This is a genomic window from Agrobacterium sp. 16-172Ci (assembly GCF_053522725.1).
The window spans coordinates 1-25,421 of record NZ_JBNWBW010000017.1 but is presented as its reverse complement, the minus strand read 5'-3'; the positions used below and the strand labels follow the sequence as shown (position 1 = coordinate 25,421).

Below are 25,421 nucleotides of genomic sequence, written 5' to 3'. Positions count from 1 at the left end.
ATGCGCTCTTCGCCAGAGATCGAGGAAAACACCATGCCAGCCTATCGCTCCAGAACGACAACCCACGGCCGCAACATGGCGGGCGCGCGCGGCCTTTGGCGCGCCACCGGCATGAAGGACAGCGATTTCGGCAAGCCGATCATCGCGGTGGTCAATTCCTTCACGCAGTTCGTGCCGGGCCATGTGCATCTGAAGGATCTCGGCCAGCTCGTTGCCCGCGAAATCGAGGCGGCCGGCGGTGTCGCCAAGGAATTCAACACGATTGCGGTCGATGACGGTATCGCCATGGGCCATGACGGCATGCTCTATTCGCTGCCGTCGCGCGAGATCATCGCGGATTCGGTGGAATATATGGTCAATGCCCATTGCGCCGATGCCATGGTGTGCATTTCCAACTGCGACAAGATCACGCCCGGCATGCTGAATGCGGCGATGCGCCTCAACATCCCCGCCGTCTTCGTTTCCGGCGGTCCGATGGAGGCCGGCAAGGTCGTCCTGCATGGCAAGACGGTGGCGCTCGATCTGGTCGACGCCATGGTCGCGGCTGCGGACGACAAGATTTCCGACGAGGATGTGAAGGTTATCGAGCGTTCGGCCTGCCCGACCTGCGGTTCCTGTTCCGGCATGTTCACGGCCAATTCCATGAACTGTCTGACCGAGGCGCTGGGTCTGTCGCTGCCCGGCAACGGTTCGACGCTTGCCACCCATTCCGATCGCAAGCGGCTGTTCGTCGAGGCCGGTCACCTGATCGTCGATCTGGCGCGCCGTTATTATGAGCAGGAGGACGAAACCGTCCTGCCGCGCACCATCGCCAACAAGGCGGCGTTTGAAAACGCCATGTCGCTGGATATCGCCATGGGCGGTTCCACCAACACGGTGCTGCATATTCTGGCGGCGGCGCATGAGGGCGGCGTCGATTTCGGCATGGAAGACATCGACCGTCTTTCCCGCAAGGTTCCCTGCCTTTCCAAGGTCGCGCCCGCCAAGCAGGACGTGCACATGGAAGACGTTCACCGCGCCGGCGGCATCATGCGTATTCTCGGCGAGCTGGAACGCGGTGGGCTCATCAATCGCGATACCTATACCGTGCATGAGGCGACGCTGGGCGATGCCATCGACCGCTGGGACATCACGCGTACCAACAGCGAGACGGTGCGCCAGTTCTTCAAGGCCGCCCCCGGCGGCGTGCCGACGCAGGTGGCCTTCAGCCAATCCTCGCGCTGGGACGATCTGGATACGGACGGCGAAAACGGCGTTATCCGCTCGGTCGAGAAGCCTTTCTCCAAGGACGGCGGTCTGGCCGTGCTCTACGGCAACATCGCACTCGACGGCTGCATCGTGAAGACGGCGGGCGTCGATGAATCCATCCTGAAATTTACCGGTCCGGCAGTGGTTTACGAAAGCCAGGATGCGGCGGTGAAGGGCATTCTCGGCAACGAGGTCAAGGCGGGCGACGTCGTCGTCATCCGTTACGAAGGGCCGAAGGGCGGGCCGGGCATGCAGGAAATGCTCTATCCGACCAGCTATCTGAAATCCAAGGGTCTCGGCAAAGCCTGCGCGTTGATCACCGACGGCCGTTTCTCCGGCGGTACTTCGGGCCTCTCCATCGGTCACGCCTCGCCGGAAGCGGCGCAGGGCGGCGCCATCGGCCTCGTACGCCAGGGTGACCTGATCGAAATCGACATTCCGAACCGTACGATCAACCTGAAGGTCACCGATGCGGAGCTGGCTTCACGCCGCGCCGAGCAGGAAGAACTGGGCTGGAAGCCGGAAGCGCCGCGCAAGCGCAATGTCACGACGGCGTTGAAGGCCTATGCCGCCTTTGCTTCCAGCGCGGACAAGGGCGCAGTGCGGATTCTGCCGGAGTAAGTTCCGGATTTGCGAGATGATAAAAGGCCGCCGTTGATAAACGGCGGCTTTTTTGTGCCGATCACTCTTTATCGAGCCGATAAGGTCGAAGCGGCACGATTTTTCCCCGTTGCAGGCAAAAGGCATTTGCCCGGCCGGTCGCAACAAAGTCCAGCTTGTCCATCAGACGGTGCGACGCCCTGTTGTCGAACAGCGGATTGGCATGCAGGGTTCTGATACCCATATGCTGAAAGGCATAATCGATGACGAGGCGTCCGGCTTCTTCTCCATAGCCCTTTCCCCAGACACGGCGATCAAGCCAAAGGCCGAATTCGCCTGAAAGCCCGATGAGACCGACCAGACTGCCATCATCCACAGCCCATACCGGTAGCCGACGCTCAGCAATGCGCCTGATGAGGCGCCGTGCATCATCGGTTTCGAAAGGGTAGGCCGTGCGCAGCAGATTGCGCAAAATGAGCGGATCGTTCGTCAAACGGGCGAGTGGCGACGAGTCCGTCATTTTAAAAGGCCGCAGGACAAGGCGTGATGATTTCAGTTGCGGCATCGTTTCCCATCTTTTGCATTTGCGGCAGGCAATAGTCCTCAAGATCAGAAACTGATTCAAGCGCTTTGCATCTCGATTCCGGAATGCAGGCCAACGCCCTGTTTTCATACAGATTTCGCGAGATCATCGAATTGGGGGTGTGGAAATCCGGTGCTTGAAATAAGGTCACATTGGAGTGATTGGCGATGTTTCCTCTTTTCATCTCCGTATGGCTTCCTAGCTCAGTGACATGAAAAGAAGAACCGCACTTGCCCTTATCGCTTCCCTGCCTTTCGCCTCGTTTGCCCGCGCGCAAAGCACCGGCAATGGCATCCGTTTCGATCCGTTGCTGCGGCAGGCGAATGCGCTTTCCAGCCTCAAGGCGGTCATCGTCAGCATCGATGGCGAGGAGGTCGCGAGCCGCGCTTATCACGGCGCGGGTTTGAACGGCTCCACCAATATCAAGTCGGCCTCGAAATCGATCATCTCGGCGCTGGTGGGCATGGCGATCGATCGAAAGATTCTCGAAGGCGCCGACCAGCCGATCGCGACTGTTCTGCGCGGCGATTTTCCGCAAAATCCCGATCACCGGCTGGAACGGATCACCGTCGGCAACCTGCTGTCGATGCAATCCGGTCTGGAGCGCATGTCGGGGCCGAGTTACGGCCGCTGGGTCGCCAGCCGCAACTGGGTGCGGATGGCGCTGGGTTCCGGTTTTGCCGGAGAACCGGGCGGCGGCATGCTTTATTCCACCGGCTCCACCCATCTGCTCTCGGCGATCCTGACAAAAGCGTCCGGCCGTTCGACGCTGTCGCTTGCGCGCGACTGGTTCCGACCGCTTGAAGGATTTTCCATCGGCGGCTGGGAGCGCGATCCGCAGGGCATCTATCTCGGCGGCAACCAGATGGCGATGACCGCGCGGTCTTTGCTGGCCTTCGGGGAGCTTTACCAGCTGGGTGGTGTGACACCCGGCGGCGAGCGGTTGATTTCTCAGGGCTGGATCGAGCAATCGTGGAGGCAGCGCACCAATTCCGTCTTCAACGGCGACGGCTATGGCTATTGCTGGTTCATCAAGGAGATGGCAGGCGAGACGGTCTATTACGCCTGGGGTTATGGCGGGCAGATGCTCTATATCGTACCCGCCAGACGGCTATCGGTCGTGATGACCTCTCGCGAGGACGCGCCTTCCGCCCGAACCGGTTATCGGGACCAGTTGCATGGCCTTATGGAGACCATTATCCGGGCGGTATAACCTCATGCGCAAAACGCCGAACTAGGCGGCCAGACGGCGTTTTAGCTGAAGGCCATTGCGGAAGCTTTTTGCGAGAAGGGTGATATTGAGCGCCCCGGCGCAAAGCTCCAGCGCCTGAACGGCGTAGAAGACCCCGCCGTAATCGTTTGAGAGGGCGAAATGCCGAAGCACAAGCGCGCAGGGGACGAGGATCAGCAGCCCGTTCAGTGCGATGAGCGGCATACGTTTCTTCTTGGCTGCGATCAGCGGGTGTTTCCATTTCGCGCCCATACGAAAGCCGCTGAAACCCGTGACCGCAAGCGCGGGCGCAAGTACCAGAAACCCCCAGGGAATGGCGAGTTTGACGGTACGGATCGCTTCGCTGGAACCGGAGATTTCGGTGAGCGCGGTGGATAACCAAAAGGCGAGTATGATCGCCAGCGCCAGCGTGCCGGCGACGGGATGAAGGGTTCTCATCGATATAGTCCTTTAGAAGATCGGTTCAGCCTTGCGGCGGATCGGCGTCCAGCCCGGCGAAAAGCTGGTTCAGGCAGTCTATGGCGTCACTCAGTTGCTCCGCCTGCATATCCGTGGCTAAACGGCCGGCGAGTTCATTCCATTGCTGCATGGTGGCGGCATAGGCATTCTCGCCCTTTTCGGTAAGGCGAATGAGCTTGGCCCGCTTGTGGTGCGGATTGTTTTCGAAGCAGACAATGTCCTGGCGTTCCATCTCATCGATGAGGCGTTGTACACCCTGCCGGGTCTGGCCCATGTTCCGTGCGATCTGCGCCACGGTCAAAGGCTGTCCGGCAAGCGCCACCGCTCCCAGAACCTGCCAGCGTGCACTGGACAGACCCAAGGGTGCAGACAGGGCGTCGCCCGCGGCGATCAATGCGCCATTGGTTCTAAAGATGGCCACCGCCAGGGCGGAAAGAATGTGTGCGTTGTCCGTTTTCATGACAACACATTGCCATTTTGACAATATGCTGTCAATATCGGATTTATGTTACAACGGCCGGTTGATGCTCTGGAACGCCTCGCCTAGGCGTTTCATGCGTTCCTCGTAAGCGCTGGTAAGGCAGGCAACGTCCGCTGCGCATTCCTGACGTTTCTTCAACCACTGGCTCTGCTCGTCGCGCAGCGTGTCGCGTGCGCCCATCGCCATCAGCTGGGTGAGGATGTCGAAGGTGGTGGCCATCTTCACATCCTGATCGTTCAGCATGCGGTTGTCGCAGATCGCCTTCTCGTCCGCGGCCAGATCGGTCTTTTCGCAATCGAAGCTCGCCGCGCTGGCCAGCGAAATGAAGGAGGGGGCAAGCAGGATGCCGCTGGCAAGGAGGATCGGTTTCAGATGCATGGGTCGTCTCTTTTTAAGGACAGTCAGGTGCCGGTGAAACCGAAAAGGGGCGCTGTTGGTTCCAATGTCGCCCACCGATCCATGCCTGGAAAAGGACGGCCATCATCTTGCCGCTCTTTGCTTTACAGGCTTTGGCGTTATAACTCCATCATACTGATGACGATGAGGAATCACATGCGAAGCGTGTTGAAGTATCTGTCCACCGGCTTTCTCGCCGCACTCATTCTCCTGCCCTTGGGTGCTGCGGCGCAGGATAACAGGACCGTGCCGTCGAGCCACACGGAAATGCAGCTTTCCTTCGCGCCGCTGGTCAAGCGCACCGCGGGCGCGGTGGTGAATGTCTATGCCGAACGCGTCGTGCAGCGGCGTCTGTCGCCCTTTGCCGGTGATCCTTTCTTCGAACAGTTCTTCGGCCAGCAGATGCCGAACCGCACGGAAAAGCAGTCGTCGCTCGGCTCTGGCGTCATCGTGACCGCTGGCGGCCTTGTGGTGACCAACAATCACGTCATCGACGGTGCCGATGACATCAAGGTAGCGCTGGCGGATGGGCGTGAATTTTCCTCCAAGGTGCTGCTTAAGGATGACCGCGTCGACCTCGCCATTCTGCAGATCGATGCGAAGGAGCAGTTCCCGGTGCTGTCGCTCGGCAATTCCGATGCGATTGAAGTGGGTGATCTGGTGCTGGCCATCGGCAACCCCTTCGGTGTCGGCCAGACGGTGACGAGCGGCATCGTCTCTGGTCTGGCGCGCAACCAGGTGACGCAGGGCGATTTCGGCTTCTTCATCCAGACCGACGCTTCCATCAATCCTGGCAATTCCGGCGGCGCATTGATGAACATGGCGGGTGAACTGATCGGCATCAATACGGCCATCTTCTCCAAGGGCGGCGGCTCGAACGGTATCGGTTTCGCCATTCCCGCCAATCTGGTCCGGGTTTTCGTGGCTGCCGCCGAGCGTGGCGATGCAAGCTTCGAGCGGCCCTATATCGGTGCGACCTTCGATCCGGTGACATCGGATGTCGCCGAGGCGCTTGGCCTGCATCGCGCCCGCGGCGCGCTGGTCGTCAGCGTCGTCAAGGGTGGGCCGGCCGAAAAGGCGGGCATCGAACCCGGACAGGTGGTTACCGCCGTCAATGGCTTCGAGGTGGAACATCCGGATGCGCTGGGTTATCGCCTGACGACCGCCGGCATCGGCAAATCCGCCGAACTCACTGTCATGGACAAGGGGAAAGAGAAAAAGGTGACCATCGCGCTCGATACCGCGCCGGAAACCGCACCCCGCGATGAACGGCTGATCGAGGGTCGCAATCCCTTCGCCGGTGCGACTGTCGCCAATCTTTCGCCGAAGCTTGCCGATGAATTGCGCATGCCGTCGCAGGTGACCGGCGTTGTCATTACCGATGTGAAGCGCGGTTCCCCGGCCTATCGTGTCGGTTTCCAGCCGAAGGACATGATCCTGTCGCTGAACGGCGCGGATATCGGCACCACCGCCGCTGTCGAGAAGGCGCTGGACGACAATCCCGGTTTCTGGCGGGTGGAAATCTTGCGTGACGGGCAACGCATCCGGCAGTTCCTGCGATGAGCGACGATCTCTTCGCCCCGCAAGTGCCCGTGGAGGTCGCCAACCGGCGGCCTCTTGCCGATCGCCTGCGTCCGAAGACGCTGGCGGAGGTGAGCGGACAGCCGCATCTGACGGGCGAGGAGGGCGTGCTGCGCCGCATGATCGATAGCGGCTCACTGGGATCGATGATCTTCTGGGGGCCGCCCGGCACCGGCAAGACCACGGTTGCCCGCCTGCTTTCCGGCGAGGCGGGGCTGGCTTTCGAGCAGATCTCGGCGATCTTTTCCGGTGTCGCCGATCTCAAGAAGGTTTTCGAGGCGGCGCGCACACGGCGGATGAATGGCCGGCAGACGCTGCTTTTCGTAGACGAGATTCATCGCTTCAACCGCGCCCAGCAGGACAGCTTCCTGCCGGTGATGGAAGACGGCACCATTATTCTGGTGGGCGCCACCACCGAAAATCCGTCTTTCGAACTCAATGCCGCTCTGTTGTCGCGCGCGCGTGTCCTGACGTTCGGCTCGCATGACGAGGAGAGCCTGAGCGAGCTTCTGAAGCGCGCCGAGGAGGCGGAGGGCAAGCCCCTGCCGCTGACGGAAGAGGCGCGGGCGAGCCTGATCCGCATGGCCGATGGCGATGGCCGCGCCGTGCTGACCCTTGCCGAGGAAGTCTGGCGTGCCGCGCGCAAGGACGAGATCTTCGATACCGAAGGGCTGACGCGCATCGTGCAGCGCCGTGCGCCCGTCTACGACAAGAGCCAGGACGGCCATTACAATCTCATTTCCGCGTTGCATAAGTCGGTGCGCGGTTCGGACCCGGATGCCGCGCTTTATTATCTTGCCCGCATGTTCGATGCCGGTGAAGACCCGCTCTACATCGGCCGGCGGTTGGTGCGCATGGCGGTGGAGGATATCGGCCTTGCCGATCCGCAGGCGCTCGCCGTCTGCAATGCCGCCAAGGATGCCTATGATTATCTCGGCTCACCCGAGGGGGAGCTGGCTCTGGCGCAGGCTTGCGTCTATCTCGCGACCGCGCCGAAATCGAACGCCGTCTATACGGCCTTCAAGTCGGCGATGCGGGCGGCCAAGGAAAACGGCTCGCTGGTGCCGCCGAAACGTATTCTGAACGCGCCGACCAAGCTCATGAAGGGCGAGGGTTATGGCGACGGTTACCGCTACGACCATGACGAGCCGGATGCCTTTTCCGGACAGGATTATTTCCCGGAGAAAATGGGGCGCACGACCTTTTACGATCCGCCTGATCGAGGTTTCGAAAGGGAAATCCGCAAGCGTCTGGACTGGTGGGCGAAGCTGCGTCGCGAGCGGGGATCGCGCTAGGATTTACGCGGTTGCGTCGAAAGCCGTGTCGCGGCCGATCTTAATAAAAAGATTCAGGCCGCTGGCAAAAAGAGTCGCGAAACCGCGACAACTCGCTGTTTTTTAAGGAAGATCAGGATGCCTTGCGATGTGGCGCCGCCTGCGGCTGCGCGGGCAGCATCTTGACCGAGGATTCCGCCAGGCCGCTATGGCCTTCGGCATCGATCACCAGATGCCAGTGCAATGTCTCTGGGATGGCAATGCGGATCGGCGATTTTTTCGCGACGCCGCCGAGATATTTGAAATCGAGCAATTCTGTGAAACGCTGGAAATTCGCGCCCGTCATCAGCCGGACATTGTTGACGGCTGACAGGGATATTTCAAGGGTAGTTCCTGCCCGCAATTCCTTCAGGTCATAATGCGTATAGCGAAAATTCGGCCGGGCCATCGCGCCCTCCCTGTAAAGTAATTTCGGTCAAAGAGGATAGGGGCCGTACGGTTAACGGTGTCTTTAAATGCCGCCGGCCGGTTTGAAAATTCACGCTTGCTGTGCCTGTCTGGCATGGTGGCGCCAAGGAGTATGAGCATATAAGAATAATACCAACGTATAATATGTGTATTTAATAATAATAAATTTTTTGCCTTTAACATCGGCTGGTCGAAGTGCATCAGCGACGTTGAGGGGGAACATGAAAAACGTAACAATATCTACGCGCCTTTATGCGCTCGTCGCATTGTTTCTGGCAATACTGGCCGCGGCCCTGACATTCAGCCTGTTTGAAAGCTATCACGAAATGGAGCGCGAACGGAAAGCCGGGCTTGCGGCAATGAATGAAACCGCTGTTGCCATTCTCGATCAATATTACCGGCTGGAGCAGGGCGGAAGCCTGACGCGGGAGGCGGCGCAACAGCAGGCCAAGACGACCATTGCGGCAATGCGCTACGGCAATGGCAGCGGCTATTTCTGGATCAACGACATGCATCCCAAAATGGTGATGCATCCGATCAAACCCGAAATGAACGGCACGGACCTTACCGCCAACAAGGACCCGAACGGCAAGGCGCTGTTCGTTGAGTTCGTGAATACGGTCAAGGCGGGCGGCAAGGGCTTTGTCGATTATTACTGGCCGAAGCCCGGCGCGCCGGAGCCGGTCGAGAAATTTTCCCATGTCGCCGGTTTCGCCCCGTGGGGCTGGATTGTCGGCACTGGTGTTTATGTTGACGATCTTGAAGCGGTATTCTGGCGCGACGTCTATTTTAATGGCGGTCTTTGCATCGCCGCCGGTCTTGTTGTTGTCGGCGTTGCCGCAGCCGTCGTGCGCAGCGTGACGCGGCCGATCGATCTCATCCGCCAGAGCATGCGGCGGATTGCCGATGGTGACGGCGCGGCGGATATACAGTTCGCCGACCGTCGCAATGAAATCGGCGCGATTGCCAAGACGCTGCTGGTACTGCGCGACAGCGTCAATGAGCGCAGCGCGCTGCAGGCCCGCGAGGCCGACCAGCAGCGGGCACTGGAGCAGGAGCGGCACGGTAACGAGATGGTTCTGCGCTCCGCTTCCGAGCGGCAGGCCCATGCCATGGAGCAACTGGGCGATGCGCTCGAGGCGCTTGCCAATGGCGATCTGACCGTTTCGCTTGCGGATATCGGCGCGGATTATGAAAAGCTGCGCATGGACTTCAACCGTGCCGTCGGCGCCTTGCACGGTGCGATCGAGGCGATTGCCAGAACCGGCCATGTGGTCAATGACAGCGCCTCAGACATCAGCGGTGCGACCGGCAATCTTTCCCGCCGAACCGAACAGCAGGCGGCGGCGCTGGAGGAGACGGCGGCTGCTCTGGACGAGATCACCGCCACGGTGCGCACCGCTTCCGAGCGTGCCAACGAGGCACGGCAGATGGTGCAGGACACGAAAACCAGCGCCGGCCGCTCAGGCGAGATCGTGCGCAATGCCGTCGACGCCATGGGCCGTATCGAGGAGTCTTCGAAGCGCATCGGCCAGATCATCTCGGTCATTGACGAAATCGCCTTCCAGACCAATCTTCTGGCGCTGAATGCCGGTGTTGAGGCGGCACGTGCGGGCGAGGCCGGGCGTGGTTTTGCCGTCGTGGCGCAGGAGGTTCGCGAACTGGCGCAACGTTCCGCCAATGCGGCCAAGGAAATCAAGACCCTCATCAACCGTTCGGCCGAAGAAGTCGGCGGCGGCGTCGCACTGGTGCGCTCGACGGGCGATGCGCTGGAGGAGATCGTGGCGCTGGTCAATCGTGTCGATGGCCATGTCAACTCCATCGCCACGGCGGCGCGCGAGCAGGCGACCGGCCTGCAGGAGATCAACACCTCCGTCAACCACATGGACCAGATGACACAGCAGAACGCCGCCATGGTGGAAGAAACGACGGCGGCAAGCCAGACGCTCGCCGAGGAAAGCCGCCAGCTGCGTTCGCTACTGTCGCGTTTCGAGCTTGGACATGGTGCCGGGCGCGAGGTTTCGCGGGCGGCGTGATTTCAGGTGTTTCAGGAAAGTTAAAGGGCGCGGCTTTGGCCGCGCCCTTTGTTATGGGCAAGACTTTATCCGCCCGCGTCGTCGTTGGACGCAATTGTCACGGTCTTGTGTGGATCGGACTGCGCCAAACATATCATTCGTTATTTCCCGCAACCAATAAGGTTTCGTTTACCTCATTTCTTTAAAATTTATCCTGTATTGCCGCGAATAGCGGCCGCTGAAGGTACAGGTTCTCGTATGGCGTATGTTTCCCTTCCGCGTCGTCTTGTGACGTTGCTGATGATTTCCACGGTCATGGTGTCGTGTTCGGCGGAGGGCCTCGTGCCACCGGCGGAGGTGGACGGCACCACACGAGTCAGCGCCATCCGCTCCTCGCGGCAGCAGGGTTACAGCGCGCCGGCGGGTGCGGTGTATCAGGCCGAGCAGGCCGGGCAGGGCGCCGATTATCCGGCAGCCGTTTCACAGCCGATGCCGGAGCCTTACGCCTCGCAGGATCCCCTGCTGCAATCGCCGCAGGGCGGGCAGGGTTACTCTACACTCGATTCCCAGCATCAGGCGCGCATGGCGGCCAGCGGCAATGGCAATATGCCGGCGCAGACAATGCAGGGCCAGACGATGCAGGGGCAGACCATGCCCGCGCAGCAGATGACCAGCAACCAGATTGCAGAAGGCGAAGGCGGTGTGAACATGGATTCCATGCTGGGCGTGGAGCCGGTTCGCGGACTTGCCGAAGAACAGGATGCGGATATTGCCGAAGGCGCGTCGGCGCAGCCGGTGGTGGACGGTATCGGCACCGATAATCCCGTGGCCGTTCCTCCGGCCCGCCAGCCGCAACGGGCCAGCCAATCGCGGCTCATCCCGCCGCCGCCGCTCGGCTCTTCTTCCCGTCGCCAGCCGGTGGAAGAGGTGGCGATGGTGATGCCGAACGATCCGATGGCGGGTGGCGGGCTGCAAAGCAACCGCTCGATGCCGCCCGGCGTCATGCCATCCTCCGAAGTTGCCTGCCGCTCCGAACTTCGCCGTCTCGGCGTCGCTTTCCGGGATGTCGCGCGCATTGCCGACGGTCCGACCTGCGGTATCGATTATCCGATCGAGCTCAGCGGTCTCGCCAGCGGCGTCGCCATCCGCCCGGCGGTGAAGCTCAATTGCCAGGTCACGCTCGCCTTCGCCAAATGGGTGAAGTTTGAGCTCGTGCCATCCTCGCGCTTCCGTTATCTCTCCGGTGTCGGCCGCATTACGCCGATGGGCGGTTATTCCTGCCGCAAGATGAATTCGCGCTCCAGCAATCCGTGGTCCGAACATGCACGCGGCAACGCCATCGATATCGGCACCATCACGCTGAAGAACGGCAAGGAAATCGACGTTCGCAAGAAGAGCTTCTTCGCCTTCCGCGAAAAAGCGCTGCTGAAGGCGGTGAGGTCCGACAGCTGTAAATATTTCTCCACCGTTCTCGGACCGGGCAGCGATCCCAATCACTGGAACCATTTCCACTTCGACCTGCGTACCCGCAAGTCAGGTTACAGGCATTGCGATTAAGGGATTGGGACAAGAACGGAGTGATTGGGCAGGGCAATAGTCGGGCGGCGTTTTAGACGCTCGCTGTGATGCTTCACGTTTGCAACTTCCGTCATTCCGGCCTTGAGCCGGAATCCAGCCGACGCGCGTCTGCGCGACGGGAAGACTCCTTTCAGCTCAAGGACTTGAGATGGCTGGATTCCGGCTCAAGGCCGGAATGACGGAAGTGTGGATTCACTGTCGGAATTCCAGCTCCTCTGTCACACCCCACCAAAAAAAGACCGGCCCGAAGGCCGGTTGAAGAAGACAGCCTTATCGGGGGGATATCGGCGTCTTTGCAAGGGCATGCAATGGGAAACGATCCCATGGAGTGGTCCATCCGGCGCGGATGTGCGGCAAAAGACATTGCGCCGTACTGACCTGCGGCCAACATGGCTTGCCGCGCTCTTCTGATACGCTATGAGGGTCACATGTTTGTGACAACGGCCTTCGGGAGCCTGCCTTTATGCCCCCTGTTTCAGAGCTGATGGTCTTTGCTGCGGCGCTTGCGGCAGCGGGTGTGGTCGCCGGTCTTCTGGCAGGGTTGTTCGGCATCGGTGGCGGTGCGGTGCTGGTGCCCGTCTTCTACCAGGTCTTCGGGCTGCTGGATGTGCCGGAGGCGGTGCGCATGCATCTCTCGCTTGGCACGTCGCTCGCCATTATCGTGCCCACTTCCATCCGTTCGTTCCTGACGCATCGTCAGAAAGGCGCGGTCGATATCGATCTGCTGAAGGGCTGGATCGTCGCCGTGCCGCTCGGCACCATCCTCGCATCCGTGGTTGCCGCTTATGCCTCGAGCGTTGCGCTGCGGCTGATCTTCGCCTTCATCGCGCTGGCGCTTGCCTTCCGGATGATCTTCAACCGGGCAAGCTGGCATCTGGGTTCCGACCTGCCGCAAAACCCGGGCCGTTTTCTGGTGGGCACCGGCATCGGGCTTTTTTCCGGCCTGATGGGCGTGGGTGGCGGGGTGATGAACAACACCTTCATGACGCTCTATGGACGCACCATTCATCAGGCGGTCGCCACGTCTTCCGGCGTCGGCGTGCTGATTTCACTGCCGGGTCTGTTGGGTTATATCTGGGCCGGCTGGGGCGATGCGGGCCTGCCGCCGTTTTCCACCGGCTTCATCAACTGGATCGCCGTGGTACTGCTGATCCCGATCACGCTTGTCGTTGCTCCTTATGGTGCGCGGCTGGCGCATGCGCTCAGCAAGAAGCAGCTGGAGCGCGCCTTCGGACTGTTTCTGGTCTTCGTTGCGGCGCAGTTTTTCTATAGCGTTTACGGCTGATTTTCCTTAATCGCCGAACGCAGTGTTCAGCCTGTCGGACTGGCATTTGCGCCTTCCCCGGCCTATATGGCGTGCATCTTACTCGGTTTTTCGAAAGATTCGCCATGAATGCCATTGTTTCGATACGGAATCTGACAAAATCCTACGCAAACGGCTTTCAGGCGCTCAAAGGTGTCAGCCTCGATATCAAGGAGGGGGAAATCCTTGCTCTTCTCGGGCCGAATGGCGCTGGCAAGACGACATTGATCTCCATCGTTTGCGGCCTCGTCAATCCCGGTGAAGGCTCGGTGCTCGTCGGCGGGCATGATGTGGTGAAGGACTTTCGCCAGACCCGCGCCCTGATCGGCCTCGTGCCGCAGGAACTGACCACCGACCAGTTCGAGACCGTGTGGAACACCGTCAGCTTCTCCCGTGGCCTGCACGGGCAGAAGAAGAACCCGGAACTGATCGAGCGCATCCTGAAATCCCTGTCGCTCTGGAACAAGAAGGACAATATGCTGCGGGAGCTTTCCGGCGGCATGAAACGGCGTGTGCTGATCGCCAAGGCGCTGGCGCATGAGCCGAAGGTTCTATTCCTTGACGAGCCGACGGCCGGCGTGGATGTGGCGCTGCGCCGCGACATGTGGAACGTCGTTTCAGAGCTGCGCGCCAAGGGCGTCACTATCATCCTCACAACGCATTACATCGAAGAGGCCGAAGAAATCGCCGACCGTGTGGGCGTCATCAATGGCGGCGAATTGCTGCTGGTGGAGGAAAAGACGGCGCTGATGAAGAAACTCGGCCGCAAGCAGCTTTTCCTGGAGCTTGCCCAACCCGTGGAGCAATTACCCGACAGTCTTGCTCCCTTCGGGCTGACGCTTTCCGATGACCGCTGCACCGTTACCTATGAAATCGAAGACAATGGCGAACAGAGCCGCATTGCCGACGTTCTGAGCGCCCTTTTCGCCGCCAACATCCATTTCAAGGATATTTCAACGCGGCAGAGTTCGCTTGAGGATATCTTCGTTTCGCTGGTGGGAGGCCAGAAATGAATTTCGAAGCCATCAAGGCCATCTATCTGTTCGAAATGGCGCGCACGCGCCGCACCCTGCTGCAGAGCGTGGTCTCGCCGGTCATTTCCACCTCGCTCTATTTCATCGTATTCGGAACCGCGATCGGTTCGAGGATTCAGGAGGTTGGCGGTGTTTCCTACGGCGCGTTCATAACGCCCGGCCTCATCATGCTGACGCTTCTGACGCAATGTATCGGCAACGGCTCCTTCGGCATCTATTTCCCGAAATTCACCGGCACGGTCTATGAAATCCTCTCCGCTCCGGTGGCGATGACGGAAATTCTGGCCGGTTATGTCGGGGCGGCGGCGACCAAGGGGCTGATGATCGGCACGATCATCCTGATAACGGCCTCCTTCTTCGTGGATATCACCATCGCCCACCCGTTCATGATGATCCTGTTCTTCGTTCTCACGGCGGTGAGCTTCAGCCTTTTCGGCTTCATCATCGGCATCTGGGCGACGAATTTCGAGCAGCTGAACCTCATCCCCATGCTGGTGGTGCCGCCGCTGACCTTCCTCGGCGGCAGCTTCTATTCCATCGACATGCTGCCGCCCTTCTGGCAGACGGTCAGCCACTTCAACCCGGTGCTTTATCTCATCAGCGGTTTCCGCTGGAGTTTCTATGAGATCGCCGACGTCAATCCTGCCATCAGCCTTGCGATGATCACGCTGTTTCTGGCGCTCTGCCTCGGTGTTGTCGGCTGGATGTTCAAGACGGGGTATAGGCTGCGCAACTGACGGTACGGCCTACCTCCCTCATTCCTGTGCTCGTCACAGGAATCCAGCCGACACGCGTCTGCGTGGCGGAAAGACTCTTTTCAGCCCAAGGACTTGGGCTGGCTGGATCCCTGTGACGAGCACAGGGATGAGGGAGGTCGGCTGCTCCGCACCCGTTCCCAAACGAGCCTCAAGACATAATCAACCCACCATCGACATTGATCGTCTGGCCGGTGATATAAGCCGCATCTTCGGAAGCCAGAAACGCCACCAGTGCGGCGACTTCGGCGGGCGTTCCGGCGCGGCGCATGGGGATGTTGCGCACCCATTCGGCCATCAGTTCGCCGGGCTTGTACTCACCCAGCATCTGGCCCCAGACGCGGTCGTTATAGTCCCACATTTCGGTGTGGATGATGCCTGGGCAAATGGCGTTGACGGTAATGCCTTCCGGCGCGAGTTCCTTGGCAAGGCTCTGCGTCAGGCCGATAACGCCGAACTTCGAGGCGGCATAATGCGGGGTATAGATGAAACCCTGCCGTGCCTGACCGGAGGCGGTATTGACGAGGCGGCCCTTGGTGCCGCTTTCGCGGAAGCGGCGGATCGCCTCCTGGCAGCAGAGGAAGGCGCCCTTGGTATTGACGTCGAGATTGAAATCCCACTGTTCCTGCGTCAGCTCTTCGATCTTGGAAATGGTGATGACGCCGGCATTCTGGACGGAGATGGAAAGCGGGCCGATCGCCTCTTCGGCCGCACCATAGGCCTCGCGCACCGCTGCCGCATCCCGAACGTCGAGGATCACGCCATGGGTGACGCTGCCGGTTTCGTCAGCGAGTTTTTTCGCGGCATCCTGCGTGTCTTTGTCGACAGAGGCGATGGCGACTTTCGCGCCTTCCTCGGCAAAACGGCGGGCGATGCCGTAACCGATGCCCTTGTTGCCTCCGGTCACGAATACGGATTGACCTTCAAAGCGCCTCATGTCTCCTCCTTTATGGGATTTTGGCTATGTTTCCTGGCCGACCAGTCGTTCGGCGGTGAATTTGTCGGTGACGAGCACGTCGATCACACCGGTTCTGAGCGCGCCGGCAATCGCCTCGGTCTTTTTCGAACCGCCGGCGAGCGCAATGACACGGTCGACATTGGAGAGGTTTTCCAGTGGCAGGCCGATGACCCGGTCGTCGAGCGGCGTCTTCACCGGTTTGCCGTCCTTGTCGAAGAAGCGCAGCGAGATGTCGCCCACCGCACCTGCCTGCGCGAGATCGGCGAGTTCCTTGGCGGAAAAGATGTTGCCAGAGCGGGCGAGAAGCTCCGACGGCTCGACCGCACCGATGCCCACGACGGCGAGCGTGATCGACCCGAAGAGATCGATGGTTTCGCGCACGAAGGGATCGGCGAGCATCAAAAGCTTTGCCTCGCGCGAGGTGGCGACGCCCGGCACCGGCAGCAGTTTCGGTTCGGCCTCCGTCAGCCGCGCCAGGCGCGTGGTGATCTGGGTCGCATGCGTCTGCACCGATGGGTCGCCCATGCCGCCCAGCGTCTGGACGATATAACGCGCCTTGGCGCCTTTTAGCGGGTGGATGTTTTCCACCATCTTGAAGATCGTCTGGCTCCAGCTGGAAACACCGATGATCTCGTTCTGCGACAGCGTCACCTCGAGGAAATGCGCCGCTGCCTCGCCGATGCGGGCCATGATCGCGCCGTCGCGATCCTCGCTGCAATCGACAACGATGGCCTCCGGCAGGTCGAAACGTTCGCGCAGTTGCGCTTCCAGATCGCTATAGGTGCCGGGCGGCGGAATGATGCTGGTGCGGACGATGCCTTCCGCCTCGGCACGCTTCAACATGCGCGAGACGGTGGCCTGCGAGAGATTGAGATGCTGGGCGATTTCCGCCTGACGTTTGTGCTCGCTGAAATACATCTGCGCCACGCGGGAAATCATTCGAAGTTCGTTTAGCCTGCCCATAAGCCCTCCAGGGTGAATTTTTATTCACCATTACCCGAGGTTACAGGCAAGGTCGAGCGGGCAATCGCATCGCGCCAGATGCCAAGCCGCTGGCTGTTTTCGCTCGCAGACGGCGCGATGGTGTTGCCGTTGCTGTTAAGCGCCGCGATGGCATCGAGATCGCTCCAGACACCCAGGGCGAGGCCGGCGAGATAGGCTGCCCCCAGTGCCGAGGCTTCCGGCGCGTCGCGCTGGATGACGGGGTGTTGCAGCATGTCGGCAACGCATTGCATCAGGAAGCGGTTCTGGCTCGGCCCGCCATCCACGAACAGGCGCCCGAAGCCGGAAGGCGACTGCGCGCGCATGGCGGCGAAGACGTCATGGACCTGAAAGGCAATGGAATCGGTGACGGCGCGGGCCATCTGGGCGCGGGTAGTGCTGAAGTTGATCTGGGAGAAAAGCGCACGCGCATTCGTATCCCAATAGGGTGCGCCGAGGCCAACGAAGGCCGGCACGAAACCGGGGCCGTTTGGCTCAGCAGTGGCGGCCAGCTCGACAAGGGCGCTGACATCCGGCAGGCCGAGAATCTCCGTCATCCAGGGCAGGGAGGCGGCCGAAACGAGAATATTGCCTTCGAAGGCGAAGGTGGGTTTGCCGCCGAGCCGCCATGCAACGGTGGTGGTGATGCCGCGTTCGGGCGCGATGAAATGCGGCAGGGTTGTCATGACCGAGGAGCCGGTGCCGAAAGTGACCTTCCCATCGCCCGGATTGAAGGCGCCATGGCCGAAGAGAGCAGCGTGGCTGTCGCCGATGGCGGCGAGGATCGGCGTGCCGTCCTTGATGCCGGGAACGCCTGATGTGACGCCAAAATCGCCGCTGCTATCTCGCAGATCGGGCAGGGCGTTGATATCGATGCCGAAGAGCTCGCAAAGCTCATCGCTCCAGACCTGCCGGTTGAGATCGAGCACCTGGCTGCGGGCGGCGTTGGAGGCGTCGCAGGCATGGACCATGCCGCCGGTGAAGCAATGGATGAGCCAGCTGTCGATGGTGCCGATGCGGAGCCTGCGGCCCTTCGGCGCGCGCTCCAGCAGCCAGCGCATTTTTGCGCCCGGAAACATCGGGTCGATCGGCAGGCCGGTCAGCGCCATGACGCGCTCGGAATGGCCCTTCTCGATCAGCTCGGCGCAATCCTGCGCCGTGCGGCGGCATTGCCAGCTGAGCACCGGGCCGAGCGGCTCGCCGGTTTCGCCATCCCAGATGGTGACGGATTCGCGCTGGTTGGAAATGGCGATGGCCGCGACATCGACGGCGGAGGGTGCGGCGGCGAGGCAGGCGGAGATTGCTTCGCAGACCGAGGCCCAGATGCGCTGCGGTTCCTGTTCCACCCAGCCGGGCTGCGGATAGGCGATGCCGACCGGTGATGAGCCGCGCGCCAGCAACTCTCCGCTTTCCGAGACGAGAATGGCCTTGGAATTGGTGGTGCCCTGATCGATGGACAGAATGGCGCGCATCATGGGAGTCTTTCGTCGGCAGTTTTCGTTTCCGCCTCGCGGCGATTAAACGACGATATTGCAGAAAGGGTGTCGCCGCGCATCCGAAGACACGCGACGACTCTGGGAGGAGACTCTATTTTCTCTTGATCAGCGCTTCGGCCGCATCCGCAATGGCGGCCGGCGCCATGCCGAATTCATCGAGCAGCCATTCGGCCGAACCGGTATGGGCGAAGACGCCCGGAACGCCGAGGCGCTTCATCGGTACGGGGGCCTGTTCGACCACGACTTCGGCAATGGCCGAGCCGAGGCCGCCGAAGATCGAATGTTCTTCAGCCGTCAGGATCGCGCCGGTTTCCTTCGCTGCTGCGACGATGGCCGCCTCATCGATGGGACGCACGGTCGCCATGTTCAAAACCCGAGCCTTGACGCCGCGGCTGGCCAGAATGTCGGCGGCCTTGACGATGCGGTGCGTCAGCGTGCCGTTGGCGATCAGCGTCACATCGGAGCCTTCACGCAGCAGGTTGGCGCGGCCGAGTTCGAAGACATGGCCTTCCGGCAGCAGATCAGGCACGCCGACGCGTGACAGCCGCAGGAAGCAGGGGCCGGCATAGTCTGCCGCCCATTTGACGGCGGCCGCCGTTTCGATGCGGTCGCAGGGGGCGATGACCGGCAGGTTTGGCAGAACGCGGGTCCAGGCGAAATCTTCGATGGAATGATGCGTCGGGCCGAGTTCGCCATAGGCCATGCCCGAGGATATGCCGATCAGTTTCACATTGGCGTTGGAATAAGCAAGGTCGGCCTTGATCTGCTCCAGCGCGCGGCCGGTGAGGAAGCAGGATGCGCCGCAGACGAAGGGCAACTGGCCGCCATTGGCGAGACCGGCGCCAACGCCGACCATGTTCTGTTCGGCGATACCGACATTGACGAGGCGCTCGGGGAATTTCGACTTGAAGCCGCCGAGCTTCGAGGAGCCGACCGAATCGTTGCAGACGGCGACGACCCTGTCATTGCCGGCGGCCAGCGCTTCCAGCGTTTCCGCGAAGGCGTCGCGGCAGTCATAAAGCTTGGCGGCGGTTACGGGCGCGTTCATTACAATGTCTCCGAAAGTTCTTTGACGGCGATTTCATATTGTTCCTTGCTTGGAACCTTATGGTGCCAGTCGACGCGGTCCTGCATGAAGGAAATGCCGTGGCCCTTGTTGGTGTGGGCGACGATGCAATGCGGGCGGTCGCCGCGATGCTCCAGCGCCGGCACGACTTCCGCCATGGCATTGCCGTTGATTTCGCTGACTTCCCAGCCGAAAGCCTCGAGCTTCGGCCGAAGCGGCGCGACATCATTGGTTTCCGAAAGCGCCGCACCCTGCTGGAAGCGGTTGTGGTCGACGATCAGCGTCAGGTTGTTCAGGCCGAATTGTGCGGCGGACATGATGGCTTCCCAGTTGGAGCCTTCCTGCATCTCGCCGTCGCCGGTCATCACATAGGTGTGGTAATCCGCGCCGGAAAGCTTGGCCGCCTTGGCCATGCCGACGGCAACCGGCAGTCCGTGACCGAGCGGGCCGGTATTGGTTTCCACACCCGGAACCTTGTTACAGTTCGGGTGGCCGTTGAGGCGCGAATTCGGCTGCAGGAAGGTCGAGATTTCCTCTTCCGGGATGAAGCCGCGCTTGGCCAGCGTCACATAAAGCGCGCAGGCCGTATGGCCCTTGGAAAGCACGAAACGGTCGCGGGCAGGGTTTTTCGGATCATCCGGCCAGATGCGCAGGACGCGGAAATAAAGGGCCGTCATGATGTCGATAGCTGACATTTCGCCGCCGACATGGCCCGCACCCGCTTCGAAAACAGCCTGTACGTCGCGAAGGCGAATCTGGCGCGCAATGCGCTCTAGCTCCTGGGACTGCATGGAATCCTCTTCAAAACATGCGTGTGAATATTTATACAGCTATTTATATAATTGCAGAGATGGCGTTTCTGTCAAGCCGGAATTGCGGATTCTCTTGTTTCAATCCGTGCTGGTTATTTCTGCCCCTACATTCGCATTCACGGTGAAGAGCATCTCCACAGCCCTCATTCCTGTGCTTGTCACAGGAATCCAGTCAGCCCAAGTCCTTGGGCTGAAAGGGCTCTTCCCGCCGCGCAGACGCGCGTCGACTGGATTCCTGTGACGAGCACAGGAATGAGTAGAGAGGCGGCAGGCTGAAAGCCGCCTGTCCTTGTTCACGGCAGGCCTCGCCATTAACGCCCTATTGACAACCTTCTCGAAACTGGCTTATGCATGTTTCACCGATGATGAATAATTATTCTAATCGGTTTAAAAAATGCAAGACAGTCACCGGGAGGAGCCATGTCCGCGATTGAACGCAATGAGGGGGGCACGCACACCAGGAGTCCGCTTGCCTGGTTGAGCGGAGCGACCGGACCTCTTTTGGGCTTGCTGCTGCTCTGCGTGTTTCTGACCTTCGCCAGCGAGAATTTCCTGTCGCTGCGCAATGGGCTCAACATTCTCGACCAGATCACCGTTCTCGGCATCATGGCCGTAGGCATGACCTTCGTGATCCTGCTCGGCGGCATCGATCTGTCTGTCGGCTCGGTTCTGGCGCTGTCGATGATGATCATGGGCTGGACGGCCAATGTGGCGGGCATGCCGATGGGCATGGCCATCGTGCTGGCGCTGATCGCGTCCGCCGCCTGCGGCCTCGTAGTCGGTATTCTCGTCACTGCCTTCCGCGTGCCGGCCTTCATCGCCACGCTGGCGATGATGTCGGTGGCGCGCGGTCTCGCCAATATGATCACCGATGGACAGCAGATCGTCGGTTTCCCTGACTGGTTCATGATGCTGGCAATCGACCGCCATTTCGGCGTGCTGACAGCGACCGTGCTTCTGATGCTCGTCGTCGTTCTGGTTTCCTGGCTGTTCCTGCGCTTCCGTTCGGAAGGCCGGACGGTCTATGCGGTCGGCGGTAACCCGGAAGTGGCGCGTCTTGCCGGTATCAATGTGCCGCTGGTGACGATCTGCGTTTATGTCGCCTGTGCAGTTCTTGCCGGTCTTGCCGGTATCGTTCTTGCGGCACGTCTCGACTCGGTGCAGCCCTCCAGCGGCTTCGGTTACGAGCTGGATACGATTGCGGCCGTTGTCATCGGCGGAACCTCGCTTTCGGGCGGTGCAGGCGGCATCGGCGGAACGCTGATCGGCGTGCTGATCATCGGCGTGCTGCGCAACGGCCTCAACCTGCTCAACGTCTCTCCCTTTTTGCAGCAGGTCATCATCGGTGTCGTCATCGTGCTGGCCGTGGGTGCTGAAACCCTGCGCCGCCGCAGAAGCTGAATTTGCCTGCGGACGGTGCTGAGCCGTCCGCGCAATAAACGACCCTCCTTATTGGGGAGGCGTGAAATAAACGGCCGGAGGGGAGGAGGTTCGATCTGCCCGAAGGTCAACAATCAACAAATGGAGGAATAATCATGAAATTTTCACGCATTCTGCTGACATCCGCCGCCCTTCTCGCCCTGTCGCTCGGCTCCGCCAATGCCGCCGAAGTCAAGAAGATCGGCCTTGCCGTCGCCAATCTGCAGGCGAACTTCTTCAACCAGATCAAGCAGGCCGTTGAGGCCGAAGCCAAGACGCGCGGCATTGCCGTCGTCACCGTCGATGCCAAGGGCGATGGCCCGACGCAGGTGAACCAGATCCAGGATCTGTTGACCCAGAACATCGATGCGCTGATCTATATTCCAGCCGGTGCCGCTGCCGCGACCGTTCCGGTAAAGCTTGCCAAGGCCGCCGGCGTTCCGGTCATCAACATCGACCGCAATGCCGATGGCGCGCCGGGCGATACCTTCCTTGCCACCGATTCCGTCGCTTCCGCCAAGGCGGTATGCGATTACATCATCAAGCAGGCCGGCGGTTCGGGCAAGATGGTCATCATCCACGGCCAGAAGGGCACGACGCCGGAAGTGGACCGCACCAAGGGCTGCATGGAATCGGTGAAGGCCAATTCCGGTGTGAAGATCGTTGCCGAACAGTGGTCCAACATGTGGAGCCAGGATGAAGGCTTCCAGATCATGCAGAATATGCTGCAGGCCAATCCGGATGTTTCCATCGTCTTTGCACAGGCCGACGGTCTGGCGCTCGGCGCGGCGCAGGCGATCAAGGTCGCCAACCCTTCGCAGAAGATCGTCGTTGGCGGCTTTGATGGTGATACGGCGGCGCTTGAGGCGCTGAAGAACGGCGTCTTCGACGTGACCGCAACACAGCAGACCCAGAAGATGGGCCGCACCGCTGTCGAGATGGCCGTCAAGATCGTCGGCGGCGAAAAGGTTCCGGCTGTGCAGCTTTCCGATGCGACGCTGACCACCAAGGAAAATGTCGAAGGCTTCATCGCCAACCATCCCTGATGCATCCGCCCCGCGCGTACGATGGGATGCGCGGGGCATTCATTGGTTTGTCTTTATGCAATTTGGACACAAGGCTGTGGCGGATCTCCGCCGCGATCATGTCCTGGGAGGTCCCGTCATGCGCGAGCCGGTTCTTTCGCTCCGTGGCATCAGCAAACGTTACGGTCCGCTCGAGGTCCTGAAAAACGTCGATCTCGACGTTTATCCCGGCGAAGTGGTGGCCCTGCTGGGTGAAAACGGCGCGGGCAAGTCCACGCTGTCAGGCATCATCGCCGGTTCGCGCGAGCCGTCCGAAGGCACGATGACATGGCTCGGCCAGCCCTATGCACCGTCTTCGCCGCGAGAGGCGATAGACAAGGGCATCGTCCTCATCCATCAGGAATTGAAGCTCCTGCCGGAGCTTTCCATCGCCGAAAACGTGTTCATTGGCCGCTGGCCGATGAAGAACGGCGTCGTCGACCGTGCCGAGATGGTGCGCAGAGCCCAGCAGCAATTGGCGCGCCTCAACCTTCACATTCCCGCAACCCGCAAGGTGGCCGGCCTTTCGACCGCCAACCAGCAGTTGATCGAAATCGCCAAGGCGCTGGCGCTGGACGCCAAACTCCTGATCCTCGACGAGCCAACGGCGGCACTTGGCGGCGCGGAAACGCAGGCGCTGTTCGAGCAGGTGCGCAAGCTGCGCGCCGAGGGTGTGGGCATCATCTATATTTCCCACCGTATGGAAGAGATCAAACAGATCACCGACCGCATCGTCGTGTTGCGCGATGGCGAGCGGGTGCATGAGTTTGCCGACAGCGCGACGCCGGTGCGCACCATTGTCGAAAGCATGGTCGGCCGCTCGCTGGAGCGCCTGTTTCCTACACTGCCGGAGCCGCAGGACAAGGTGGTGCTGGAGGTCAAGGGGCTGACCGGCGCGACCAATGCCTTCCGCGACATCAGCTTCGGCGTTCGCGCCGGCGAAATCCTTGGTATCGCCGGTCTTATTGGCGCGGGACGCACCGAGCTGGTGCGGGCCATTTCCGGTGCCGATCCGACGAGTGCGGGTGAGGTGCTGCTGGATGGCAAGGTGCTGACACTGAAAAGCCCGGCGGATGCGATTGCCAAGGGCATCGTCATGGTGCCGGAAGACCGCAAATTGCAGGGGCTGGTGGTGGAGCACGAGATCGGCGAAAACCTGATCTATGCCAATCTCGACCGCGTCGGCACCGGCTGGATCACGCCGCGTATCAAGCGCGCCTTTACCAAGGAGGCCATCGCCAAGTTTGGCGTGAAGGGCCGTAGCGAACAGCCGGCGTCCGATCTTTCCGGCGGCAACCAGCAGAAGGTGGTCATTGCCAAATGGCTTGCCCGCAATCCGCGCGTGGTGGTGCTGGACGAGCCGACGCGCGGCATCGATGTCGGCGCGCGGGCGGGCATTTACGATATCATCGTCGGTCTGGCTAAGGACGGCGTGGCCGTCATCGTCGTCAGCTCCGATCTCGAGGAGGTGCTGGGCGTTTCGAACCGCATCCTCGTGCTTGCGCAGGGAAAACAGGCCGGCATCCTCAACCGTGACGAAGCAAACGACGTCTCGGTCATGGAACTGGCAACCATCTGAAGAAGGAAATACCGATGTCTACCATCACGCTCAACGCGCCGAAACTCTTCGATCTTTCCGGCCAGGTGGCGCTCGTCACCGGCGCCGGTTCCGGCATCGGCCAGCGGATCGCCATGGGGCTCGCCCAATCCGGCGCCAATGTCGCGCTGCTTGACCGCCGCACCGATGACGGCCTGGCGCAGACGGCGGATTTCATCGCCAAGGCCGGGCGAAAGTCGATCCAGATTGCCGCTGATGTGACCAGCAAAGAGGCGCTGACCGATGCGGTTGCCCGCACTGAGGCCGAACTTGGCGCGCTGTCGCTTGCCGTCAATGCGGCCGGCATCGCCAATGCCAATGCTGCCGAGGAGATGGAGGAAAGCCAGTTCCAGACGATGATGGACATCAACCTGAAGGGCGTTTTCCTGTCCTGCCAGGCGGAAGCCAATGCCATGCTGAAGAACGGCCGTGGTGCAATCGTCAACATCGCCTCCATGTCCGGCGTCATCGTCAATCGCGGGCTGATGCAGTGCCACTACAATGCCTCGAAGGCAGGCGTCATCCACATGTCGAAATCCATGGCGATGGAGTGGGTGGGGCGCGGCATCCGCGTCAACACCATCTCGCCGGGTTACACGGCGACGCCGATGAACACGCGGCCGGAAATGGTGTACCAGACGAAGCTGTTCGAAGAGCAGACGCCGATGCAGCGCATGGCGGGCGTCGATGAGATGGTCGGTCCGGCGATCTTCCTGCTCTCCGATGCGGCGAGCTTCGTGACGGGCGTGGATCTGCTGGTGGATGGCGGTTTCTGCTGCTGGTAGGGTTTTCGACGCGGTAGTGCTGAGGTGGATGATGGGGCGCCAGACCCATGGGTCAGGTTGACGCGGCTTTTTCCTCCGTCACCCCGGACTTGATCCGGGGTCCAGTGCGATCAAGTCTTTGATCGCAAAAGACTCTTCTCACGGCGCAGACGCGCCGTGGCTGGATGCCGGATCAAGCAACCGTGGATGATCAAGCAAATGCTGGATCTGTCCTTGCGATGGCGTTGAGGATAGTGA

23 protein-coding genes are annotated in these 25,421 nt (G+C 60.8%); 13 read left to right on the top strand and 10 right to left on the bottom strand.

Annotated elements, in window-relative coordinates; genetic code table 11:
- Positions 1-33: 33 nt before the first annotated feature.
- Positions 34-1,869: a dihydroxy-acid dehydratase gene (ilvD, locus tag ACQZ40_RS15735; RefSeq protein ID WP_003521018.1), complete on the top strand. Its 1,836-nt coding sequence runs from the start codon at positions 34-36 to the stop codon at positions 1,867-1,869.
- A 61-nt stretch (positions 1,870-1,930) separates the two neighbouring features.
- Here ilvD and ACQZ40_RS15730 read toward each other — a convergent pair whose 3' ends face one another.
- On the bottom strand, positions 1,931-2,521 hold the full coding sequence (locus tag ACQZ40_RS15730) for a GNAT family N-acetyltransferase (RefSeq protein ID WP_448748263.1): 591 nt from the start codon (positions 2,519-2,521) through the stop codon (positions 1,931-1,933).
- A 121-nt stretch (positions 2,522-2,642) separates the two neighbouring features.
- Here ACQZ40_RS15730 and ACQZ40_RS15725 point away from each other — a divergent pair, with 121 nt between their 5' ends.
- Positions 2,643-3,644, top strand: a complete 1,002-nt coding sequence (locus ACQZ40_RS15725; RefSeq protein ID WP_448748262.1) for a serine hydrolase domain-containing protein — start codon at positions 2,643-2,645, stop codon at positions 3,642-3,644.
- Positions 3,645-3,665: 21 nt separating this feature from the next.
- Here ACQZ40_RS15725 and ACQZ40_RS15720 read toward each other — a convergent pair whose 3' ends face one another.
- From ACQZ40_RS15720 to ACQZ40_RS15710, 3 genes are read right to left on the bottom strand one after another with little or no spacing between them, the layout of a single operon-like run.
- Positions 3,666-4,100, bottom strand: a complete 435-nt coding sequence (locus ACQZ40_RS15720) for a hypothetical protein (protein WP_448748261.1) — start codon at positions 4,098-4,100, stop codon at positions 3,666-3,668.
- 25 nt (positions 4,101-4,125) lie between these two features.
- Positions 4,126-4,581 carry a MarR family winged helix-turn-helix transcriptional regulator gene (locus ACQZ40_RS15715; RefSeq protein ID WP_174036167.1) on the bottom strand — a complete coding sequence of 152 codons (456 nt, stop codon included), beginning with the start codon at positions 4,579-4,581 and terminating at the stop codon, positions 4,126-4,128.
- Between the two features lie 48 nt (positions 4,582-4,629).
- Entirely contained in the window at positions 4,630-4,980 is a 351-nt protein-coding gene (locus ACQZ40_RS15710) for a lysozyme inhibitor LprI family protein (RefSeq protein ID WP_174036166.1), read from the bottom strand.
- A gap of 174 nt (positions 4,981-5,154) precedes the next feature.
- Between ACQZ40_RS15710 and ACQZ40_RS15705 the strand changes: the two genes are divergently transcribed.
- The gene (locus ACQZ40_RS15705; protein WP_448748260.1) at positions 5,155-6,561 is read left to right on the top strand and encodes a DegQ family serine endoprotease; all 1,407 of its coding nucleotides are present in this window, start codon (positions 5,155-5,157) and stop codon (positions 6,559-6,561) included.
- On the top strand, positions 6,558-7,874 hold the full coding sequence (locus tag ACQZ40_RS15700; RefSeq protein WP_448748259.1) for a replication-associated recombination protein A: 1,317 nt from the start codon (positions 6,558-6,560) through the stop codon (positions 7,872-7,874). The genes ACQZ40_RS15705 and ACQZ40_RS15700 overlap by 4 nt, the downstream gene beginning before the upstream one ends.
- 112 nt (positions 7,875-7,986) lie before the next feature.
- Here ACQZ40_RS15700 and ACQZ40_RS15695 read toward each other — a convergent pair whose 3' ends face one another.
- A complete protein-coding gene (locus tag ACQZ40_RS15695) occupies positions 7,987-8,301 on the bottom strand; it encodes a DUF1883 domain-containing protein (protein ID WP_003520391.1) in 315 nt (104 codons plus the stop codon).
- Between the two features lie 241 nt (positions 8,302-8,542).
- On the opposite strand from ACQZ40_RS15695, the gene ACQZ40_RS15690 reads away from it, so the two are divergent.
- The 5 genes from ACQZ40_RS15690 to ACQZ40_RS15670 all read left to right on the top strand — a co-directional run bounded on the left by ACQZ40_RS15690 (position 8,543) and on the right by ACQZ40_RS15670 (position 14,988).
- On the top strand, positions 8,543-10,357 hold the full coding sequence (locus tag ACQZ40_RS15690) for a methyl-accepting chemotaxis protein (RefSeq protein WP_065655904.1): 1,815 nt from the start codon (positions 8,543-8,545) through the stop codon (positions 10,355-10,357).
- Positions 10,358-10,594: 237 nt separating this feature from the next.
- On the top strand, positions 10,595-11,893 hold the full coding sequence (locus ACQZ40_RS15685) for an extensin-like domain-containing protein (protein ID WP_448748258.1): 1,299 nt from the start codon (positions 10,595-10,597) through the stop codon (positions 11,891-11,893).
- Between the two features lie 484 nt (positions 11,894-12,377).
- Positions 12,378-13,199, top strand: coding sequence for a sulfite exporter TauE/SafE family protein (locus tag ACQZ40_RS15680; RefSeq protein ID WP_065655906.1), 822 nt, complete (start codon positions 12,378-12,380; stop codon positions 13,197-13,199).
- A 104-nt stretch (positions 13,200-13,303) separates the two neighbouring features.
- On the top strand, positions 13,304-14,230 hold the full coding sequence (locus tag ACQZ40_RS15675; protein ID WP_078052751.1) for an ABC transporter ATP-binding protein: 927 nt from the start codon (positions 13,304-13,306) through the stop codon (positions 14,228-14,230).
- Entirely contained in the window at positions 14,227-14,988 is a 762-nt protein-coding gene (locus ACQZ40_RS15670; RefSeq protein ID WP_003520396.1) for an ABC transporter permease, read from the top strand. Before ACQZ40_RS15675 ends, ACQZ40_RS15670 begins: the two co-directional genes overlap by 4 nt.
- A 169-nt stretch (positions 14,989-15,157) precedes the next feature.
- Here ACQZ40_RS15670 and ACQZ40_RS15665 read toward each other — a convergent pair whose 3' ends face one another.
- The 5 genes from ACQZ40_RS15665 to ACQZ40_RS15645 form a co-directional block, all read right to left on the bottom strand.
- On the bottom strand, positions 15,158-15,943 hold the full coding sequence (locus tag ACQZ40_RS15665) for an SDR family oxidoreductase (protein ID WP_448748257.1): 786 nt from the start codon (positions 15,941-15,943) through the stop codon (positions 15,158-15,160).
- 24 nt (positions 15,944-15,967) lie between these two features.
- Complete coding sequence (locus ACQZ40_RS15660) at positions 15,968-16,927, bottom strand: sugar-binding transcriptional regulator (protein WP_063947625.1); 960 nt, start codon at positions 16,925-16,927, stop codon at positions 15,968-15,970.
- Positions 16,928-16,947: 20 nt separating this feature from the next.
- Positions 16,948-18,417 (bottom strand): FGGY family carbohydrate kinase, encoded by a 1,470-nt coding sequence (locus ACQZ40_RS15655; protein WP_448748287.1) that lies wholly within the window; start codon positions 18,415-18,417, stop codon positions 16,948-16,950.
- 115 nt (positions 18,418-18,532) lie between these two features.
- Positions 18,533-19,489, bottom strand: a complete 957-nt coding sequence (locus ACQZ40_RS15650) for a transketolase family protein (protein ID WP_078052752.1) — start codon at positions 19,487-19,489, stop codon at positions 18,533-18,535.
- On the bottom strand, positions 19,489-20,298 hold the full coding sequence (locus ACQZ40_RS15645; RefSeq protein WP_174036161.1) for a transketolase: 810 nt from the start codon (positions 20,296-20,298) through the stop codon (positions 19,489-19,491). Before ACQZ40_RS15645 ends, ACQZ40_RS15650 begins: the two co-directional genes overlap by 1 nt.
- Positions 20,299-20,739: 441 nt before the next feature.
- Here ACQZ40_RS15645 and ACQZ40_RS15640 point away from each other — a divergent pair, with 441 nt between their 5' ends.
- The 4 genes from ACQZ40_RS15640 (at position 20,740) to ACQZ40_RS15625 (ending at position 25,184) form a co-directional block, all read left to right on the top strand.
- Entirely contained in the window at positions 20,740-21,720 is a 981-nt protein-coding gene (locus ACQZ40_RS15640; protein WP_448748256.1) for an ABC transporter permease, read from the top strand.
- 134 nt (positions 21,721-21,854) lie between these two features.
- Positions 21,855-22,784, top strand: coding sequence for a sugar ABC transporter substrate-binding protein (locus ACQZ40_RS15635; RefSeq protein ID WP_035262239.1), 930 nt, complete (start codon positions 21,855-21,857; stop codon positions 22,782-22,784).
- A gap of 118 nt (positions 22,785-22,902) precedes the next feature.
- Positions 22,903-24,381: a sugar ABC transporter ATP-binding protein gene (locus ACQZ40_RS15630; RefSeq protein WP_078052754.1), complete on the top strand. Its 1,479-nt coding sequence runs from the start codon at positions 22,903-22,905 to the stop codon at positions 24,379-24,381.
- 14 nt (positions 24,382-24,395) lie between these two features.
- Positions 24,396-25,184: an SDR family oxidoreductase gene (locus ACQZ40_RS15625; protein ID WP_080856510.1), complete on the top strand. Its 789-nt coding sequence runs from the start codon at positions 24,396-24,398 to the stop codon at positions 25,182-25,184.
- Positions 25,185-25,421 lie beyond the last annotated feature (237 nt).

Excerpts from the sequence above, each read along its gene's own strand:
- ACQZ40_RS15675 (WP_078052751.1), top strand. The coding sequence starts at position 13,304 with ATGAATGCCATTGTTTCGATACGGAATCTGACAAAATCCTACGCAAAC.
- ACQZ40_RS15640 (WP_448748256.1), top strand. The coding sequence starts at position 20,740 with ATGTCCGCGATTGAACGCAATGAGGGGGGCACGCACACCAGGAGTCCG.
- ACQZ40_RS15635 (WP_035262239.1), top strand. The coding sequence starts at position 21,855 with ATGAAATTTTCACGCATTCTGCTGACATCCGCCGCCCTTCTCGCCCTG.
- ACQZ40_RS15645 (WP_174036161.1), bottom strand. The coding sequence starts at position 20,298 with ATGCAGTCCCAGGAGCTAGAGCGCATTGCGCGCCAGATTCGCCTTCGC.
- ACQZ40_RS15715 (WP_174036167.1), bottom strand. The coding sequence starts at position 4,581 with ATGAAAACGGACAACGCACACATTCTTTCCGCCCTGGCGGTGGCCATC.
- ilvD (WP_003521018.1), top strand. The coding sequence starts at position 34 with ATGCCAGCCTATCGCTCCAGAACGACAACCCACGGCCGCAACATGGCG.
- ACQZ40_RS15705 (WP_448748260.1), top strand. The coding sequence starts at position 5,155 with ATGCGAAGCGTGTTGAAGTATCTGTCCACCGGCTTTCTCGCCGCACTC.
- ACQZ40_RS15660 (WP_063947625.1), bottom strand. The coding sequence starts at position 16,927 with ATGGGCAGGCTAAACGAACTTCGAATGATTTCCCGCGTGGCGCAGATG.
- ACQZ40_RS15670 (WP_003520396.1), top strand. The coding sequence starts at position 14,227 with ATGAATTTCGAAGCCATCAAGGCCATCTATCTGTTCGAAATGGCGCGC.
- ACQZ40_RS15685 (WP_448748258.1), top strand. The coding sequence starts at position 10,595 with ATGGCGTATGTTTCCCTTCCGCGTCGTCTTGTGACGTTGCTGATGATT.
- ACQZ40_RS15630 (WP_078052754.1), top strand. The coding sequence starts at position 22,903 with ATGCGCGAGCCGGTTCTTTCGCTCCGTGGCATCAGCAAACGTTACGGT.
- ACQZ40_RS15700 (WP_448748259.1), top strand. The coding sequence starts at position 6,558 with ATGAGCGACGATCTCTTCGCCCCGCAAGTGCCCGTGGAGGTCGCCAAC.
- ACQZ40_RS15680 (WP_065655906.1), top strand. The coding sequence starts at position 12,378 with ATGCCCCCTGTTTCAGAGCTGATGGTCTTTGCTGCGGCGCTTGCGGCA.
- ACQZ40_RS15725 (WP_448748262.1), top strand. The coding sequence starts at position 2,643 with ATGAAAAGAAGAACCGCACTTGCCCTTATCGCTTCCCTGCCTTTCGCC.
- ACQZ40_RS15690 (WP_065655904.1), top strand. The coding sequence starts at position 8,543 with ATGAAAAACGTAACAATATCTACGCGCCTTTATGCGCTCGTCGCATTG.
- ACQZ40_RS15720 (WP_448748261.1), bottom strand. The coding sequence starts at position 4,100 with ATGAGAACCCTTCATCCCGTCGCCGGCACGCTGGCGCTGGCGATCATA.
- ACQZ40_RS15655 (WP_448748287.1), bottom strand. The coding sequence starts at position 18,417 with ATGCGCGCCATTCTGTCCATCGATCAGGGCACCACCAATTCCAAGGCC.
- ACQZ40_RS15650 (WP_078052752.1), bottom strand. The coding sequence starts at position 19,489 with ATGAACGCGCCCGTAACCGCCGCCAAGCTTTATGACTGCCGCGACGCC.
- ACQZ40_RS15730 (WP_448748263.1), bottom strand. The coding sequence starts at position 2,521 with ATGAAAACAGGGCGTTGGCCTGCATTCCGGAATCGAGATGCAAAGCGC.
- ACQZ40_RS15710 (WP_174036166.1), bottom strand. The coding sequence starts at position 4,980 with ATGCATCTGAAACCGATCCTCCTTGCCAGCGGCATCCTGCTTGCCCCC.
- ACQZ40_RS15625 (WP_080856510.1), top strand. The coding sequence starts at position 24,396 with ATGTCTACCATCACGCTCAACGCGCCGAAACTCTTCGATCTTTCCGGC.
- ACQZ40_RS15695 (WP_003520391.1), bottom strand. The coding sequence starts at position 8,301 with ATGGCCCGGCCGAATTTTCGCTATACGCATTATGACCTGAAGGAATTG.
- ACQZ40_RS15665 (WP_448748257.1), bottom strand. The coding sequence starts at position 15,943 with ATGAGGCGCTTTGAAGGTCAATCCGTATTCGTGACCGGAGGCAACAAG.